The organism is Nocardia sp. NPDC060255 (assembly GCF_042727395.1).
GTDB lineage: Bacteria > Actinomycetota > Actinomycetes > Mycobacteriales > Mycobacteriaceae > Nocardia.
On sequence record NZ_JBHXAU010000003.1, the window covers coordinates 255,055 to 269,866 of the forward strand.

The window sequence follows — 14,812 nt, forward strand, 5'->3', positions numbered from 1 at the left end:
CTTTCGTTGCCGGTTGACGCAGCGAATCGGTGATCCGCTGCCCTGGCGCCTCCGAACCGTCGGACCCGACCGCGAGGGTGGGACCAGCCGACGACTCCCTGCTCCGCACAGGCACCGCTACGAACCGATTTTTGCTGAGTCGATTCGAACAGCGCCGTTGCGAACAAGCACGGGGTGGCGCGCGAAGTCGGTCCATGCACGCACAGACCGCCCGATCAGTCTACGTCTTAGGAGTCCAGCTACTAAATCGGCCTGTCAGGGGCACGTGGTGGCGGTCGCGGCAGGTGGAACGGGAGATGTCCACAGTTGCGAAAGTTGTCCACAATCCGGGTGGTGGGGGTACCGCGATCGGGATGGCCGGATGAGGCTTTGTGGCATGCCTTCGAATCCGATTTCTTCGATGACGACGCTGGTCATACCGCTTTTCTTCGTGCTCGCCGTGTTGACTGCGCCGCCTGCTGGTGCCGCTGCCGCGCACGATGTGGTCGAGCCGAGCACGGCGGCCTTGATCGGCGGGCGACCGTGGAACGAACCCGTGCCCGGGGCGTGCACGGGTTCGTTCTGCGGGCTGTTGCATCCGGCGCCGCTGCGGGTGGGCGACGGAATTCGGATATCGCCGCCGATAGATATTCCGCGACTGTGCGCGTCCTTCGGTCCGACTGGTTTGTTCGCGTCGGCGGATGCGTCGGACTGCGGGATCGATCCGTTTGCGATATCTCCACTTGATCCCGAGTTCTGCGAATATGTCGGTCCCGCACCGTTTTTCATGTCGCCGAGTGATTCCGAGTTCTGTGGGCTCGTCTCGCCTGCTCCGTTGGCGTTGCCGACCACGTGATCTCGGATGATGTCGAGCAACCGGGCACGGCTCCTTGGATCGGCAGCATTGGCACTGATCCTGCTGACCTCGGCGGAACCGGTCGCGACTGCCGCGCCCGCGGGGTCGTTCAGTTGGCCGCTGCAGCCTCGGCCGACTGTGTTGCGGCGGTTCGACAAGCCTGCGCAGGACTGGCTGCCGGGGCATCGCGGGGTCGATTTGGCCGGTGCGCCAGGGCAGGCGGTGCTGGCAGCTGGGGATGGGATCGTGGTGTTCGCCGGGATGGTGGCCGACAAGCCGGTGGTGTCGATCGATCATCCAGGCGGGCTGCGGACCACGTATGAGCCGGTGCGCGCCGAGGTTTCGGTCGGACGCCGGATCGCGCGGGGCACCCGGATCGGCACCCTGGAAGCCGGGCACGAAGGTTGCGGGACCTGCCTGCACTGGGGGCTGCGTAGCGAGGGTGGTGGTCGGCGCGGGCGTGAATACCTGGATCCGCTCGGCCTGTTGCACCTCGCTCCCCTACGCCTGAAGCCGGTTGCGTCGCCTTGAGTTCGCTGCCTGTGCGAGGCGCGCGGCGTGTCCGAACAGACGCTGCCGAACGCTTCCCAACGGTGTCGACGGAGGGTGAAGATCAGAGCATGGAGCATGCATCCAGCGATCCGCCGTTCACCTATCCGGAAGTTGGTGCCACGAGCAGCGAGCTACCGGAGGGATATCACCGATTTCGGCTGCGGCGGCGGATCGGGCAGGGGCGCGCGCTGTTCGAGCACGCGGGGACGGCGATTCTCGACTATCGGATGCAGAAGGGCACGGGCATCTTTCATGATGCGTCGACCGTGCGGGCCGAGCCGGGTACCCGGCTGACGGTGCGGCTCGGGTTCGGGCCGTTGGCGATCATCGCGCCGTGCCGGGTGGTGTACGTGCTCGCCGCGCCGAATCAGCGCGGGTTCGCCTACGGCACGCTGCCCGGGCATCCGGAAATCGGTGAGGAACTGTTCGCGGTCGAATACGACCCGGCCGACGAGTCGGTGTACGGCATCGTCACCGCGTTCTCGCGCCCCGGGACCTGGTACACCCGGCTCGGCGGTCCGATAGTCCGCCTCATCCAACGCTTCATCGCAGGGCGATACATCAAAACTCTGCCCACCTCAGCCTGACTTGGACTGCATTGAGCGGAGAGTGGGAAGAGTCGCGCGTGCGGCCCAACTCGCGGGGCTCGTTGCGGAACTACGACGCTCGAGTTCGACCTTCGGCTGATCGATGTCGGGCGGCCTACAGCAGATCGGCCAGTGTCTTGGCCTGTGCGCGCAAGTCCTCGGCGTGGTCGGAGCGGCCTAGACCGTCGTACTCCTCGGCGACGGTGTGGCGTTCAGCGATCTCGGCGCGGACGATCTGATCGATGTCGTCCTCGGTCAGCTCGCGGCGTGCGACCTCGGCGACGCCCAGGCCGACCGCGCTGCTCTCCACCGCGCCTGCCCGCTGCTCGCCGACGTCGACTGCCTCTGCGTTGTCGATGGCGCCCAGGGTGGACCGCAGGGCCGTGATTGCCTGACGGTCACGGGATTTCATCGCAACGGACAGCGCGGCCCGCATGCGCTCGCGCAACGGCGGCCGGTCGGTCGACGGTTCGGTTGACATGATCACCACCGTAAGGAGAGTCGCTTGCCGAGTCGAACAGATTTCCGGAGGCCGCTAACCGATCGTTCCCCGTGGCGTGACGATGGTGAAATCCGGGTCCGGGGCATCGAATACGCCGACGAGCTCAGCCAGCTTGGTGACGTCGCCTTCGATGAGGATGTCGCCCGCGGCGGCCGCGACACCGAAATCCTCACCCACCAGCAGCACCCGGATGAGCGTCGCCTTGCTCAGCGTGAACGCCGCGTCGGGCTCGGGCAGCGTTACCCCGTCGGGCCGGTCGTAATGGGTCAACCGGCCGTTGCGGAGTTCGAGACGATGCACCCGATTCTCGTCACTGATCTGCCAATCCGCGACGACCCGCTGATTCCACGCCTTCGGTCCGTCCACCCGCAACGCCATGGCGTCGAAGATCTGGTCAACGGTCAGCGCGGCGAGCAGGGTCGGCGCGTTGGCCTTGGTCGGCGTGCCGAACGAGCCGTAGCGCAGTTCGTAGGCGCCGCTGAGATAGAAGTTGCGCCAGGTCGCGTTCTCCGCGCCGTAGCCGAGCTGCTCGAATGTGCTGGCCTGCAACGCTTTCGCGGCGTCGTTGGCGGGATCGGCGTAGATCACGTAGTTGAGCACCTGAGCCACCCACCGGTAGTCGCCCGCGTCGTAGGAGTCCTGCGCCTTGCGCAGCACCTCCGCGGCACCGCCCATGAATTCCACATGCCGGACGGCGGATTCGACCGGTGGATGCTCCCACAGGTGCGCCGGGTTGCCGTCGAACCAGCCCATGTACCGCTGGTAGATGGCCTTGACGTTGTGGCTGACCGACCCGTAGTACCCGTGCGTGTGCCAGCTGTCCTCGACCGCCGATGGCAGCGTGAGCATCTCGGCGATCTCGGCGCCGACGTAACCCTGATTCAGCAGCCGCAAGGTCTGGTCGTTCAGGTATCCGTATAGATCACGTTGCAGCGCAAGGAATTCCACCAGCCGGTCGGTACCCCAGGTGGGCCAGTGGTGCGAGGCGAACACCACATCGGACCGGCGCGCGTACAGGTTGATCGCCTCGGTCAGGTACTTCGCCCAGACGTGCGGGTCACGGACCAGTGCCCCGCGCAGGGTCAGCAGGTTGTGCAGTGTGTGCGTGGCATTTTCGGCCATGCACAAGGCTCGGTGGTCCGGGAAGTAGAAGTTCATCTCAGCGGGCGCTTCGGTGCCCGGGGTGACCTGGAAGACGATCCGGATCCCGTCGACCGTCTCCTCCTGCCCGGTCGCGGTGATGTCGACCGTCGGCGGGATCAGGGTCACCGTGCCGACCGAGGTGGTCTGCCCGAGACCGGCGCCCACCGCGCCGAGCGGTCCCCGCGGCAGCACCGCGCCGTACATGTAGCCGGCCCGGCGGGCCATCGCGGTACCCGCGTAAACATTCTCGGCGACAGCCTCTTCCAGGAAACCGGCCGGCGCGAGCACCGGACAACGCCCTGCCGCAACGTCTTCGGTGGTGGTCACGCCCAGCGCGCCGCCGAAATGGTCGGCGTGCGAATGGGTATAGATGAGACCGGTCACTGGACGATCGCCGCGATGCGCCCGATACAGGGCGAGCCCGGCGGCGGCGGTCTCCGCGGAAATCAGCGGATCGATCACCAGCACACCGGTTTTGCCCTCGACGAGCGTCATGTTGGACAGGTCGAGCCCGCGAATCTGATAGATCCCCTCGGTGACCTCGAACAGCCCCTGTTTGACGACCAGCCCGGCCTGCCGCCACAGGCTCGGATTGACCGAAGCGGGGCAGGATTCGTGCAGGAAGTCGTAGGAGTCGTTGTCCCACACCACGGTCCCGTCCGCCGCGGTCACCACGCCGGGCGCCAGCGCGGCGATGAACCCGCGATCGGCGTCCTCGAGATCGGCGTTGTCGGCGAACGGCATTCCAGCGGCCACCCGCTGCTGCTCCGCGACGATGAAGTCGCTCGGCTCAGTCGCTGCGCTCATGCCTCCACCTCGCGAACGCTCGGTTCCGGCACGAGCACACTCGTGGCTGTATCTATTACTCGCTCGCTACGCTCACTCACGCCTCCACCTCGCTAACGCTCGACTCCGGCACAAGCACACTCGTGACGGCGACTATTGCTCGCACCTCGCCGAGGCTCGACTCCGGCATGCGCAGCGCGCGCCGGTACATGATTGGCTCACTTCGTTCGCTCATGTCATCCTCCTGCGAGTCGGTGCAAGGTGGTGTGCCGGTGGGGATCTAGGGCCATGGATCGGTGAACTCGATGACTGCCGCGATGACGGCGACCGCCGCTACCACCGCGGTCGCCGTGGCGACGGCCCAGCTGCCGTGCCGGTAGCGGCCCTCGTGCAAGCTGCGATTGCGCAGATAACTCAGGCCTGCCAGTGCGGCCATGACCATCGCCGCACCGATCGGGGCGATCAATGCGGGACGCCATCCGCTGGTCACCGCGTGGTTCAGGAACAGCGCACTGGTGATCATGGCGGCCACCGCCGTCCGGCGCCAGGCCAGGGCCGTGCGCTCCGCGGCGAGTCCGGCGCGGCTCATCGCAGCAAAACCGCGATACCCGCGAGCACCGAAACGACGGCGATACCCGCGGACAGCACCGGCACCAGCACCGTGTCGGGCAGTGGACGCCCCTGCCGCATCGCCACCCCCACCCGCCGCCAATGCGCATACGCGCCAACGGCAATGACCACAGCGAGCACCAGACAGCTGAGCGCGAGCGCACGCCGCAGGCCACCCATCCGGAACGGCTGCACCAGGGTGTGCACCGCGACGCCACCGGCGAGCAGCCCGAGCGACGTGCGCATCCACGCCAGGAAGGTGCGCTCGTTGGCGAGGGTGAACCGGTAGTCGACCTCTTCCTCCCCGTCCGCCGATTCGGCGTCGGGGCTCGGCAGCGTCATACGGCCCCGGTTCGGACGGTGGACTTGTCGCGCACCCACAGCCAGGTCAGCGCGAGCAGCACGACGAGCGCGGGCTTGCCGAACACTAGGGCGAAGGAACCGAGCAGTACCACCTTGTCGGCCAGGTAGAGCGGCACCATCACCGCCACGTGCACCGCCCAGAACACGAACCAGGCGAAGGTGATTCGGCGATGCAGCCGCAGCCGGACCGCGGGGTCGGCGGGCTCGGCGGGTTCGAGCCGGATCTTTCGGGTCACGGTGCAGCTCAGCGGCTTGCCGGTGAGCAGCGTCGCGCCGAACAGCACGGTCATCACGACACTCAACGCTACTTCGGGCAGATAGAAACCGCGCCCCTCCCCGGTGATCTCGACGAACAGCGAGAACACCAGAATCACCAGCACCGCGGCCGCCACCACCCGCACCGAATCGCCGCGCATCAGCCGCACCGCGCCCAGCACGACGGCGATCAGGATCGCGACGAAAACACCGACCTCCGCGCCGGCCGCGGAGTATCCGATCAGGAATCCGATCGCCGGGGCTGCCCCGTCGAGGAGGTGCTGCGGGCCGTGCATCGCCCGGAACTTGCCCCACATCTCCGCGCCCCGTGATTCCGCTGGACTATCGCCAGGATGCAGTACCTGGCGCTGGTCGTCGGAATCCACGGGCACCTCTCCCACACAGGTCGGCTTCGTGCTGCGAGCAAACAATCCGCTACGTCACCCTAACCGGACATCCTTGGGGCGTCCACGAACCGCGCTAGGCCGTGATCATGCGGTTACTCGGCCCGTTCCTGCTGGTTGTCGCCGCATCACCGGGGGTGACTACACGGTGGCGGCGTCCTCGAAGGTCATCGCCAGGTGGGAAATCGTCGAGGTCATCACGGCGCGGCGGGGCAGACGCAGCGACCTCAGTTCGTCGGCGATCGGGTGGTCGCCGAGGGCGAGGGTGGCCCCACCGGGGCGAGCGCGCATGCCGGACGGTTCCATCCGCCACGGTGTGCAGCGGGTGACGCCATCGATGTGGGAGTAAGCATCGAAGGAGGAGGCGGTGTTTCGGCGTTGCGGAGTGAGAATGCCCTGGCGGACCGTCAGATCGACGATGAGCTTGCCGTCCTGACGCAGCTCGCCGTGACGCACTCCCGCCTCGTGGCGCACGCTGAAATCGGCGAGTTCCTTGGGGAATCCCCAGATTCCGCGACCGGCCGCGAGGGTGAAATCGCCGTCGACCGGCAGTCGGTGGATGAGGACTCCGGCCTGGTTCGTCGCCAAGGCGCGCAGGTCGCCGAAACGGACGGCGGGATCGGCGGTGTGGTGCCGGACCATGAACGAGACGCCGAACTCGTTGTAGGGGCCGAGATCACCGTCGACGTAGTCGACGAAAACGAGTGAACACATCGCGCGACCGCCCGGCAGACGCAGCACCTGCAGTCCGGAATAGTCGATCAACTGCTGTGCGGCATCGGCGGGGACCAGGTAGCTCGCCATGAACGCGCGCGCGAGGCGGATGCGGACCGGCATCCGCACTTCTTGACCGAGGACGGTGTGGGTGCTCACGCGAACGCCTTTCTGTGCACCCACGTCGGGAATCGTGGAGGTACACCGCATTTCCGGAACTCACAGGCTCCGCCAAAAACTAGAACTTGTTTCAGATTAGCAACATAGGTCGCGCTAGACACCCACGGAAGCTAAACGAACACGTACTAGATTTCGGCCCGGAACCGAGTCGAGTCGCGTACCGCCCGATCCGGAACCAACCACGACGCGTTTGGATGCTCTATCCCCCGGGTCGCTCCCCCGAGCCGCCAGGCAAACGATGCTCGAGACCGTCCAGCAGGCACAGCAATCCGAAATCGAACGCCATCGCCCGCGCGGCATCGGGGCTGGTCGGCGAGATCTCCCGATAGTCCGCCATCATCTCGGGATAGTCTCCGGCGGTCACCTGTTCCATCATCTGCACCATCTCTTCCCGGTTGATATCGACGGTGCCGTAGGTCTTCTCCCACGCCAGCTCCGGCGTCACCACCCCGAGCACATAGGACATCACCGTGCCGCTGGCGAGATAGATGTCGACGCCATGGAAGCCGGCCCGGACATACGCCCGGCGCAGCCGATCGTTGAGCCGCAACGCATTCGGCCCCATGCTGGGCAGCTGACCGATCAACGAGGCACCCCACCGGTGCGCACGGAGTGTGTCCCGGAAGTTGTAGGCGAATGTCGTCAGCACCTCCCGCCACGCCGCCTCGTCCGGCTCCGGAACCTCCACCATGCCCCAGAACTCGTCGAGCACCCACTCGAGCAATTCGTCCTTGTTGGCGACGTACCAGTAGAGGCTGGTGGCGCCCGCGTCGAGTTTCGCGCCGATCTTGCGCATGCTCAACGACTCGAGCCCTTCGGCGTCGAGGAGTTCGACGGCGGCGCCGATGATGTGGTCCAGGCGCAAGCCCGACGCCTTCGGCTGCCGGGGTTCGCGAAGCCATACCGAGGTGAACTGCTTGGTCACCGGCCAATCCTATATTCAGTCGCACATCGTTCGAGTTCATCGTACGGTGTTCTAGTGGAATCGAACGATGTACGAGACCCTCGCCGTTGGTGGATTCTGGGGGTCCTTTGCCTGTCCTTGCTGGTGCTGATGCTCGACGGCACTGTGCTCAATCTCGCTATCCCGTCGCTGATTCGCGAACTGGGAGCCACGCCGTCGGACGTGCAGTGGATCCTCGACGCCTACGTGCTGGTCTTCGCCGGACTACTGCTCACCGCGGGCAGCCTGTCGGACCGATTCGGCAGGCGGCGAATGCTGATCTGCGGTCTGGCCGTGTTCGGCGTGGCCTCGCTGGTCGCGGTGCTGGCCACCGAGCCGTGGCATGTCGTCGTCGCGCGGGTGGCGATGGGTGTCGGCGGGTCGCTGCTGATGCCGTCGACCCTGTCCATCCTGATGACCACCTTCGCCGAGGACGAGCGACGCAAGGCGATGGCCTGGTGGAGCACCGTCTCGATGGTCGGCATCGTCGCTGGGCCGACGCTGGGTGGCGTGCTGCTGCAGCACTATTGGTGGGGCTCGGTGTTCCTGCTCAATATCCCGGTCGCGGTGCTCGCCATCGTCGCGGCGGTGGTGCTGATGCCCGAGACCAAGGGCGAGCAGCGACCGGTCGACCTGATCGGCGTGCTGCTGTCGGTGGTCGCGCTCGTCTCGACGGTCTACGTGATCATCGAACGCGAGTGGAATATCGGCATGATCGCGCTGGCGGTGCTGTCCGCGATCGGGTTCGTGGTGTGGGAGAGCCGGTCCGAGCATCCGATGCTGCCGCTGGCGGTGTTCCGCAATCGGGACTTCACCGGCACCGCGCTCACGCTGCTGCTGATGGTGTTCGGTATGGGTGCGGTCATGCTGATGCTCACCCAGTATCTGCAGTTCGTGCTCGGCTACGGGCCGATGAAGGCCGGACTCGCGCTGCTGCCCTATGCGGTGGCCGCCGCCGTATTCAATGGTTTGGGCGCGACGTTGGGCAAGACACTCAGCAACAAGACGCTCATCGTGTCCGGACTGCTGGTGATGGGCGGGGCGTTCGCGATCCTCGCCGTCAGCGAGGGATACCTGATGATCCTGGTCAGCATGCTGGTGATGGGAATCGGTGGCGGTTTGGCCGGTCCGGCCGCCTATGCCGCGATCATGAGCGCCATTCCGCTCGAACACGCGGGCGTCGGCTCGGCCATGAACGACACGTTGCAGCAGGTCGGCATGGCGATCAGCATCGCCATCCTCGGCAGCGTGCTGGCCGGCGTGTTCACCGAGAACATGCCTGCGGACGTCCCCGATGCGGCGCGCGAATCCATCGGCGCCGCATTCCAACTCGGGTTCGCCGAGCCCGCCAAGGCGGCCTTCACCACCGCCATGTCCACCGGCTCGTGGATCAGTGCCGGCTTCTGCGTCGCCGCCGCACTGCTCGGCGTGACCCTGCTCCGCGCCCGGCGCACGCCCGCCGATCAGCCGCAGGAGTCCGCGGTCGAGGTCAGCTAGGTAATGTCGCCGCCGCCCCACCGGCTGGTACGGGGCGGCGGTGACGCTCGTAAACCGCTGCACCGCAGCCTGATTGCCGCGCGATCTGGCTGAGTCCAGGCCGCGGCAGTGGCATTGTTCTATCGCGGTGACCGCTGACTGCGATCGCGCGTCAGGCGCGGGGGTGGGCTTGGTCGTGGACCTTCTTGAGGCGTTCGATGGAAACGTGGGTGTAGAGCTGGGTGGTGGCCATACTGGCGTGGCCCAGGAGTTCCTGGACGACGCGAAGGTCGGCGCCGCCCTCGAGGAGGTGGGTGGCGGCGGTGTGGCGTAGGCCGTGCGGGCCCATGTCGGGGGCGCCGGGAATGGATGAGACTACTTCGTGCACAACGGTTCTGGCTTGGCGCTGGTCGAGGCGTTTGCCGCGGCGGCCGAGCAGGAGGGCACGGCCGGAATCGGGTGTGGCGAAGGCGGCTCGGCCATGCTGTAGCCAGTTGCCGATCGCGTCGTCGGCGGGGATGCCGAAGGGCGCGGAGCGTTCCTTGTTGCCCTTGCCGAGGACGCGGACCACCCGGCGTTCGCGGTCGACGTCGTCGATGTCGAGGCCGCACAGCTCGCTGACTCGAATTCCGGTGGAGTACAACAGCTCCACGATCAACCGGTCCCGCAATGCCATCGGATCATGCTGTGCGGCACCCGATTCCGCGGCATCCATGGCCCCGAGGGCCTGCTGGCGGCCGAGCACGGCGGGCAGCACCCGGTGCGCTTTGGGGGAACCGAGTCGCAGTCCCGGATCGACGGTCAACCGTCCGGTCTGGGTGAGCCACGCGGTGAAGGTCCGGGCCGAGGAGGCCCGTCGCGCCATCGTCGTCCGCGCCACCCCCGCCTGCGCCTGCTGCGCGAGCCAGGAGCGCAGCAGCAGCAGATCCAGTTCGCGCACCGCGGAATCCGCCGACCTGGCGTACAGGTGCGCGAGCAGCGAGCGCGCGTCACCGAGGTAGGCGCGCACCGTGTGCGCCGACCGGTTCCGGCCCAGCCGCAGGTGTCTGCTGTACTCGGTCAGCAGTGCCGCCAAGTCCTCGGGTAGTTCTTCCATTTCACCACCGTCCCGACAGTCGTCTCCGTTGGCAAGCCACCGCGCCGGTCATAGGTCGTCGGGCAGCACCCGGAAGGCCTCGGCGCCGGTAAGTGGCCGGATCGCGCGAAAGTCCTTGCGGTCGAGGGTCAGGATCACGTCGGTCTCGTATTCGGCTGCCAGGACGACATTGACCGCGTCGGTGAGATCGAGTTGCAGATCGGCATAGCGATCCTGCACCCTGCGTGCCTTGCGTAGCTGGTCGCTCGGCAGCGCCGGTACGGCGACCCGGCCGAGCGGTTCCTGCGCGAGCAGCCAGTCGTTGATGACGCCTACCGTCGGCCGGTCGAAATCCCGGGTCACGATGTGTTCGATCTCGAGCAGCACGAGCGAGCAGACAACCGTCAGCGATGCCGCGGCCAATGCGGTCCGAGTGCGTTCGTGTTCGGAATGAGCGATGTCGAAAGCGGCGACCAGAGCGGACGTATCGCCGATGACGATCAACTGTTCCGCCGGACGATCTCCTCGTGCACCACCTGACGCATTTCTTCCGCGGTCCGCGACCTGCCGGAATTGAGTGTCGGAATGTCCCACTCGTCGTCCCAGCGCTTGGTGCGCAGTGCGGCGATGTGGAATGCCTCGCGGAAAATCTCGGACTCGGGCCTGCCCTCCCGTGCGGCAGCCGCCTTGATGAGGGCCAAGTCCTCTTCGTCGACCATCACTGTCGTCTTTTTCAGCATGGTGGTTATGGTACCAGTGCCATACATGGTGGGTAGCTTCCTTTTCTGGGGTGAGGGGCATTCGGTCACTTGTCCTCTGGGGGCCGGTGAGCGGTGTGCTTTCGGTACCAACCGCCCTCGTCCGTGCCGACCAGTTCGGCGAGTTCGAGGGCGGGCAGCGCCGAACGAACGGCGGGCAGCGAAAGACCGGACTGTTGGGCCAGGTCGCGCGGCAGGCGGGAACCGATTTTCGGCAGCGCGGCGAAGACGAGGGCTTCGTCACCGGACAGTGCATCCTCAGGGCAGCTGGCCTGACCCGAGGATCCGGACAGTGGCAGGCGGAGGGGGCCCGCTTCGTCGATCACTTCTTCGGCGCGGGTGACGAGCAGCGCTTCGCCCTCGCGGATCATCCGATGGCAGCCGACCGAGGCGGCCGAGGTGACCGGGCCGGGGACCGCCAATGCCGGACGACCAAGGCGCCGCGCCCATTTCACCGTGTTGCGCGCCCCACTGCGCAGTCCCGCCTCGACGACCAAGACGCCGTCGGCCAAGGCGGCGACGAGCCGGTTGCGGGCCAGGAACTGGTGCTTGTGCGCGGTGGTTCCCGGCGGATACTCGCTGACCACCAGCCCGGTCTCGGCGATCTCGGCCAGCAGCCGATCGTGCTGCGCGGGATAGGGCCGATCGACACCGCAGGCCAGCACCGCGATGGTGGGGCCGCCGACGGCCAGTGCCGCGCGATGCGCCATCCCGTCGATCCCGAAGGCCGCCCCGGACACGATCGTCCAGCCTTTGGCCGCGAGATCGCCTGCGATTTCGCCGGTGACCTGGTTTCCGTACCCGCTGCTGCATCGCGCGCCGACAACGGCGAGGGCCCGGTCGCTCGATTCCAGCAGCGACCGCGGACCGCGCACCCACAGCACCAGTGGCACGGCGCAGTCTCGGTCCCGGCTCGGATCGAGTTGGGCGAGGCCCAGCAGCCGCCACGACGGCCATTCCGGATCGTCGGGGGTGACGACCCGCCCGCCGATCCGCTCCATCACCTCCAGATCCCGTGCGGCCGAATCCGTTCCGCGCCGTTGCTCGGTCGGTCCGCGCAACGACTGCGGTAGCGCGCACTCGCGCACGGCACGCGCGGCCTCGACCACTCCCACCGACTCGATCAACGCCGAAAGCGGCGCACACGGCCCCGTCACCACCCGGGACAGATACACCCACGCCAACCGCCGCGCGTAGGCATCGATATCGAAGGGCGCGGAACTGCTTCCGGCAACACGCACTTCGTCCTCGATCCCGCCGCGTTGACACAGTGCGGGCCCACCGCTCGCGGCGACCGCGGTCACTGCGTACCCCGCTGCCGAAAGTTCAACGCCGCCAGCACATCCTGAGCGGTCGGCAGCTGCGCACCACGCAGGTCGGAAATGGTCCAGGCAACCCGGATCGCGCGATCGGCACCGCGGGCGGACATCCGTCCGAGGCGCAGTGCCGTCTCGACCGGCGCGATCGCCTCGCGCGGCAGGCGGAATTGCTGGCGCAGAATGTGCCCGGGCACTTCGGCATTGGTCAGCCAGCCGTGCTCCTGCCAGCGCCGCACCGCCGCCTGCCGCGCCACGGCGACCCGATCCCGCACCACCGCACTACTTTCCGCCTCTTCGGTGCTGAACGCGGCGCCGGACTGGCCGCGCATCTGCACCCAGATGTCGATGCGATCCATCAGGGGCCCGGACAGTTTCCCGAGATAGCGGCGCCGCGCCAGTGGCGCGCAGATGCAGTCGACGTCCCGAGCCGGCGCGCACGGGCAGGGGTTGGCGGCAAGCACCAGCTGGAATCGCGCCGGGTACCGGGCGACCCCATCGCGGCGGGCGATGCGAACCTCGCCCTCTTCCAACGGAGTTCGCATCGCCTCCAGTACCTTGGTGCCGATCTCCGCGCACTCGTCGAGGAACAGCACGCCGCGATGCGCCCTGCTCACCGCGCCCGGCCGGGCGGTGCCCGACCCGCCGCCGACCATCGCGGTCACCGAGGTCGAATGGTGCGGTGCGACGAACGGCGGCATGGTGATGAGCGGATGATCACCGGACAACACCCCCGCCATCGAGTGGATGGCGGTCACCTCCAGCGACTCGGACTCCGACAGCGGTGGCAACAGGCCGGGAAGACGTTGCGCCAACATCGTTTTCCCGATGCCGGGCGGACCGGTGAGCAGCAGATGGTGCCCGCCGGCCGCGGCAACCTCCAACGCCCAGCGCGCCTCGTCCTGCCCGACCACCTCGCTCAGATCACCGCCGGACCGCTCCGGCTCGGGCAGCTGCCCACTCGGTTCGGGCAGCGTGCCTTCGCCGCGCAACCAGGCCACCACGGCGCGCAGGCTCGATGCCCCGAAAACCGCGACCCCGTCGACCAATCCGGCCTCGGCCAACGCCTCCTCCGGCACCACGACCGCAGGCCACCCCGCGTTGCGGGCCGCGATCACCGCGGGCAGGATGCCGCGCACCCGCCGGACCCGGCCATCCAGCGCGAGCTCACCGAGCAACACCGTCTTCGCCAGCCGCTCCGACGGAACCGCGCCCGACGCGTCGAGTACCGCGATCGCCAGGGCCAGGTCGTAAACGCTGCCGATCTTCGGCAGTGTCGCAGGCGAGAGCGCGAGAATCACCCGTCCGTCCGGCCACTTCTCCCCCGAGTTCGCCACCGCCGAACGCACCCGGTCCCGGGACTCCTGCAGCGCCGTGTCCGGCAACCCCACCAGGTGCACCGAGGGCAGACCCTGCCCGATATCGGCCTCGATCTCGACGAGTAGGCCGTCGACCCCGGTCACCGCGACCGAGTGGGCTCGGCCGAGCGCCATCAGAACACCGCCTTGAGGTGATCGATCACCGGCTCGTGCCCTCGGGTGAGCAGCACCGAGACGACGTCGAACCGGATGTGCCGCCACGGGCCGTCCTGCTCGGCCAGCCATAGCAGGGCGAGCCGCCGAATCCGCTGCTGCTTGGTGAAGGTGACCGACTCGGCCGGTATGCCGAACCCGAGCCCGGACCGGGTCTTCACCTCCACGAACGCGGTGACGCCCGCGTCGCGGACGATCAGGTCCAGTTCACCGTATTTGCATCGCCAGTTTCTGCTGACGATCTCGATCCCGGCGGCCTGCAGGAACCGTGCCGCCAGCTCTTCTCCGTGCGCGCCGAGCGCTTTTCTGTCTGTCACTCGGCCAGCGTGCTCGGCACCGCGCCGCGACTCCGGGCGTCGACCTGGGCAAATACCGGCCTTGGGGATAGCCGCTGCCCTGTGCACAACTCGCGATGCGTGAGGATCTGAGCACGCCGAGTTGTCGGTGGGCCGTGCTAGGCGGTTACTCCGGCAGGCGCAGGTCCGGCTTTTCGAGCTCTTCGATGTTGACGTCCTTGAAGGTGATCACTCGGACGTGCTTGACGAAGCGGGCCGGGCGGTACATATCCCACACCCAGGCATCGCTCATCCGAACCTCGAAATACACCTCGCCGTCGGCGTTTTGCGGGCGCAACTCCACGGAGTTGGCCAGGTAGAAGCGGCGCTCGGTCTCCACCACGTACGAGAACTGACCGACGATGTCTTTGTACTCCCGGTACAGCGAGAGCTCCATCTCGGTTTCGTACTTCTCGAGGTCCTCGGCACTCATCGGGTGGGACGTCC

General features: G+C 67.2%; 19 protein-coding genes. 4 read left to right on the forward strand and 15 right to left on the reverse strand.

All coding sequences use genetic code 11. The features are described 5' to 3' along the window. Window positions 1-400 precede the first annotated feature (400 nt). The 3 genes from ACFWF1_RS09455 to ACFWF1_RS09465 all read left to right on the forward strand — a co-directional run bounded on the left by ACFWF1_RS09455 (window position 401) and on the right by ACFWF1_RS09465 (window position 1,974). Window positions 401-835, forward strand: a complete 435-nt coding sequence (locus ACFWF1_RS09455) for a hypothetical protein (protein WP_379284710.1) — start codon at window positions 401-403, stop codon at window positions 833-835. A 48-nt stretch (window positions 836-883) separates the two neighbouring features. Then, on the forward strand, window positions 884-1,366 hold the full coding sequence (locus tag ACFWF1_RS09460) for a M23 family metallopeptidase (RefSeq protein ID WP_379284711.1): 483 nt from the start codon (window positions 884-886) through the stop codon (window positions 1,364-1,366). 89 nt (window positions 1,367-1,455) lie between these two features. Continuing rightward, complete coding sequence (locus tag ACFWF1_RS09465; protein WP_379284712.1) at window positions 1,456-1,974, forward strand: DUF1990 family protein; 519 nt, start codon at window positions 1,456-1,458, stop codon at window positions 1,972-1,974. A gap of 115 nt (window positions 1,975-2,089) precedes the next feature. Here the strand turns inward: ACFWF1_RS09465 and ACFWF1_RS09470 are convergent, their stop codons facing one another. From ACFWF1_RS09470 to ACFWF1_RS09505, 8 genes are all read right to left on the reverse strand, one after another. Then, window positions 2,090-2,455 carry a hypothetical protein gene (locus tag ACFWF1_RS09470; protein ID WP_379284713.1) on the reverse strand — a complete coding sequence of 122 codons (366 nt, stop codon included), beginning with the start codon at window positions 2,453-2,455 and terminating at the stop codon, window positions 2,090-2,092. Window positions 2,456-2,509: 54 nt separating this feature from the next. Continuing rightward, on the reverse strand, window positions 2,510-4,426 hold the full coding sequence (locus ACFWF1_RS09475) for an alkyl/aryl-sulfatase (protein WP_379284714.1): 1,917 nt from the start codon (window positions 4,424-4,426) through the stop codon (window positions 2,510-2,512). Window positions 4,427-4,502: 76 nt separating this feature from the next. After that, window positions 4,503-4,640, reverse strand: coding sequence for a hypothetical protein (locus ACFWF1_RS09480; protein WP_379284715.1), 138 nt, complete (start codon window positions 4,638-4,640; stop codon window positions 4,503-4,505). A gap of 45 nt (window positions 4,641-4,685) precedes the next feature. Further along, on the reverse strand, window positions 4,686-4,994 hold the full coding sequence (locus ACFWF1_RS09485; RefSeq protein WP_379284716.1) for a DUF202 domain-containing protein: 309 nt from the start codon (window positions 4,992-4,994) through the stop codon (window positions 4,686-4,688). Next, window positions 4,991-5,356, reverse strand: coding sequence for a YidH family protein (locus ACFWF1_RS09490; RefSeq protein ID WP_379284717.1), 366 nt, complete (start codon window positions 5,354-5,356; stop codon window positions 4,991-4,993). Before ACFWF1_RS09490 ends, ACFWF1_RS09485 begins: the two co-directional genes overlap by 4 nt. Beyond that, entirely contained in the window at window positions 5,353-6,018 is a 666-nt protein-coding gene (locus ACFWF1_RS09495; protein WP_379284718.1) for a DUF3159 domain-containing protein, read from the reverse strand. Before ACFWF1_RS09495 ends, ACFWF1_RS09490 begins: the two co-directional genes overlap by 4 nt. A gap of 159 nt (window positions 6,019-6,177) precedes the next feature. Beyond that, on the reverse strand, window positions 6,178-6,909 hold the full coding sequence (locus tag ACFWF1_RS09500) for an acetoacetate decarboxylase family protein (protein WP_379284719.1): 732 nt from the start codon (window positions 6,907-6,909) through the stop codon (window positions 6,178-6,180). A 220-nt stretch (window positions 6,910-7,129) separates the two neighbouring features. Further along, window positions 7,130-7,855, reverse strand: a complete 726-nt coding sequence (locus ACFWF1_RS09505; protein ID WP_379284720.1) for a TetR/AcrR family transcriptional regulator — start codon at window positions 7,853-7,855, stop codon at window positions 7,130-7,132. Window positions 7,856-7,909: 54 nt separating this feature from the next. Between ACFWF1_RS09505 and ACFWF1_RS09510 the strand changes: the two genes are divergently transcribed. Continuing rightward, window positions 7,910-9,370, forward strand: a complete 1,461-nt coding sequence (locus tag ACFWF1_RS09510; protein ID WP_379284721.1) for an MFS transporter — start codon at window positions 7,910-7,912, stop codon at window positions 9,368-9,370. A 151-nt stretch (window positions 9,371-9,521) separates the two neighbouring features. Here ACFWF1_RS09510 and ACFWF1_RS09515 read toward each other — a convergent pair whose 3' ends face one another. The 7 genes from ACFWF1_RS09515 to ACFWF1_RS09545 all read right to left on the reverse strand — a co-directional run bounded on the left by ACFWF1_RS09515 (window position 9,522) and on the right by ACFWF1_RS09545 (window position 14,798). Beyond that, entirely contained in the window at window positions 9,522-10,445 is a 924-nt protein-coding gene (locus ACFWF1_RS09515; RefSeq protein WP_379284722.1) for a tyrosine recombinase XerC, read from the reverse strand. Window positions 10,446-10,493: 48 nt separating this feature from the next. Beyond that, window positions 10,494-10,928: a type II toxin-antitoxin system VapC family toxin gene (locus tag ACFWF1_RS09520; protein WP_379284723.1), complete on the reverse strand. Its 435-nt coding sequence runs from the start codon at window positions 10,926-10,928 to the stop codon at window positions 10,494-10,496. Next, window positions 10,925-11,164, reverse strand: a complete 240-nt coding sequence (locus ACFWF1_RS09525; RefSeq protein ID WP_379284724.1) for a ribbon-helix-helix protein, CopG family — start codon at window positions 11,162-11,164, stop codon at window positions 10,925-10,927. Before ACFWF1_RS09525 ends, ACFWF1_RS09520 begins: the two co-directional genes overlap by 4 nt. Window positions 11,165-11,229: 65 nt before the next feature. Then, entirely contained in the window at window positions 11,230-12,366 is a 1,137-nt protein-coding gene (dprA, locus tag ACFWF1_RS09530; RefSeq protein ID WP_379284871.1) for a DNA-processing protein DprA, read from the reverse strand. A 116-nt stretch (window positions 12,367-12,482) separates the two neighbouring features. After that, window positions 12,483-13,991 carry a YifB family Mg chelatase-like AAA ATPase gene (locus ACFWF1_RS09535; protein ID WP_379284725.1) on the reverse strand — a complete coding sequence of 503 codons (1,509 nt, stop codon included), beginning with the start codon at window positions 13,989-13,991 and terminating at the stop codon, window positions 12,483-12,485. Further along, window positions 13,991-14,347 (reverse strand): YraN family protein, encoded by a 357-nt coding sequence (locus ACFWF1_RS09540; RefSeq protein WP_379284726.1) that lies wholly within the window; start codon window positions 14,345-14,347, stop codon window positions 13,991-13,993. The genes ACFWF1_RS09535 and ACFWF1_RS09540 overlap by 1 nt, the downstream gene beginning before the upstream one ends. A 145-nt stretch (window positions 14,348-14,492) precedes the next feature. Next, on the reverse strand, window positions 14,493-14,798 hold the full coding sequence (locus tag ACFWF1_RS09545) for a DUF2469 domain-containing protein (RefSeq protein ID WP_011210678.1): 306 nt from the start codon (window positions 14,796-14,798) through the stop codon (window positions 14,493-14,495). Window positions 14,799-14,812 lie beyond the last annotated feature (14 nt).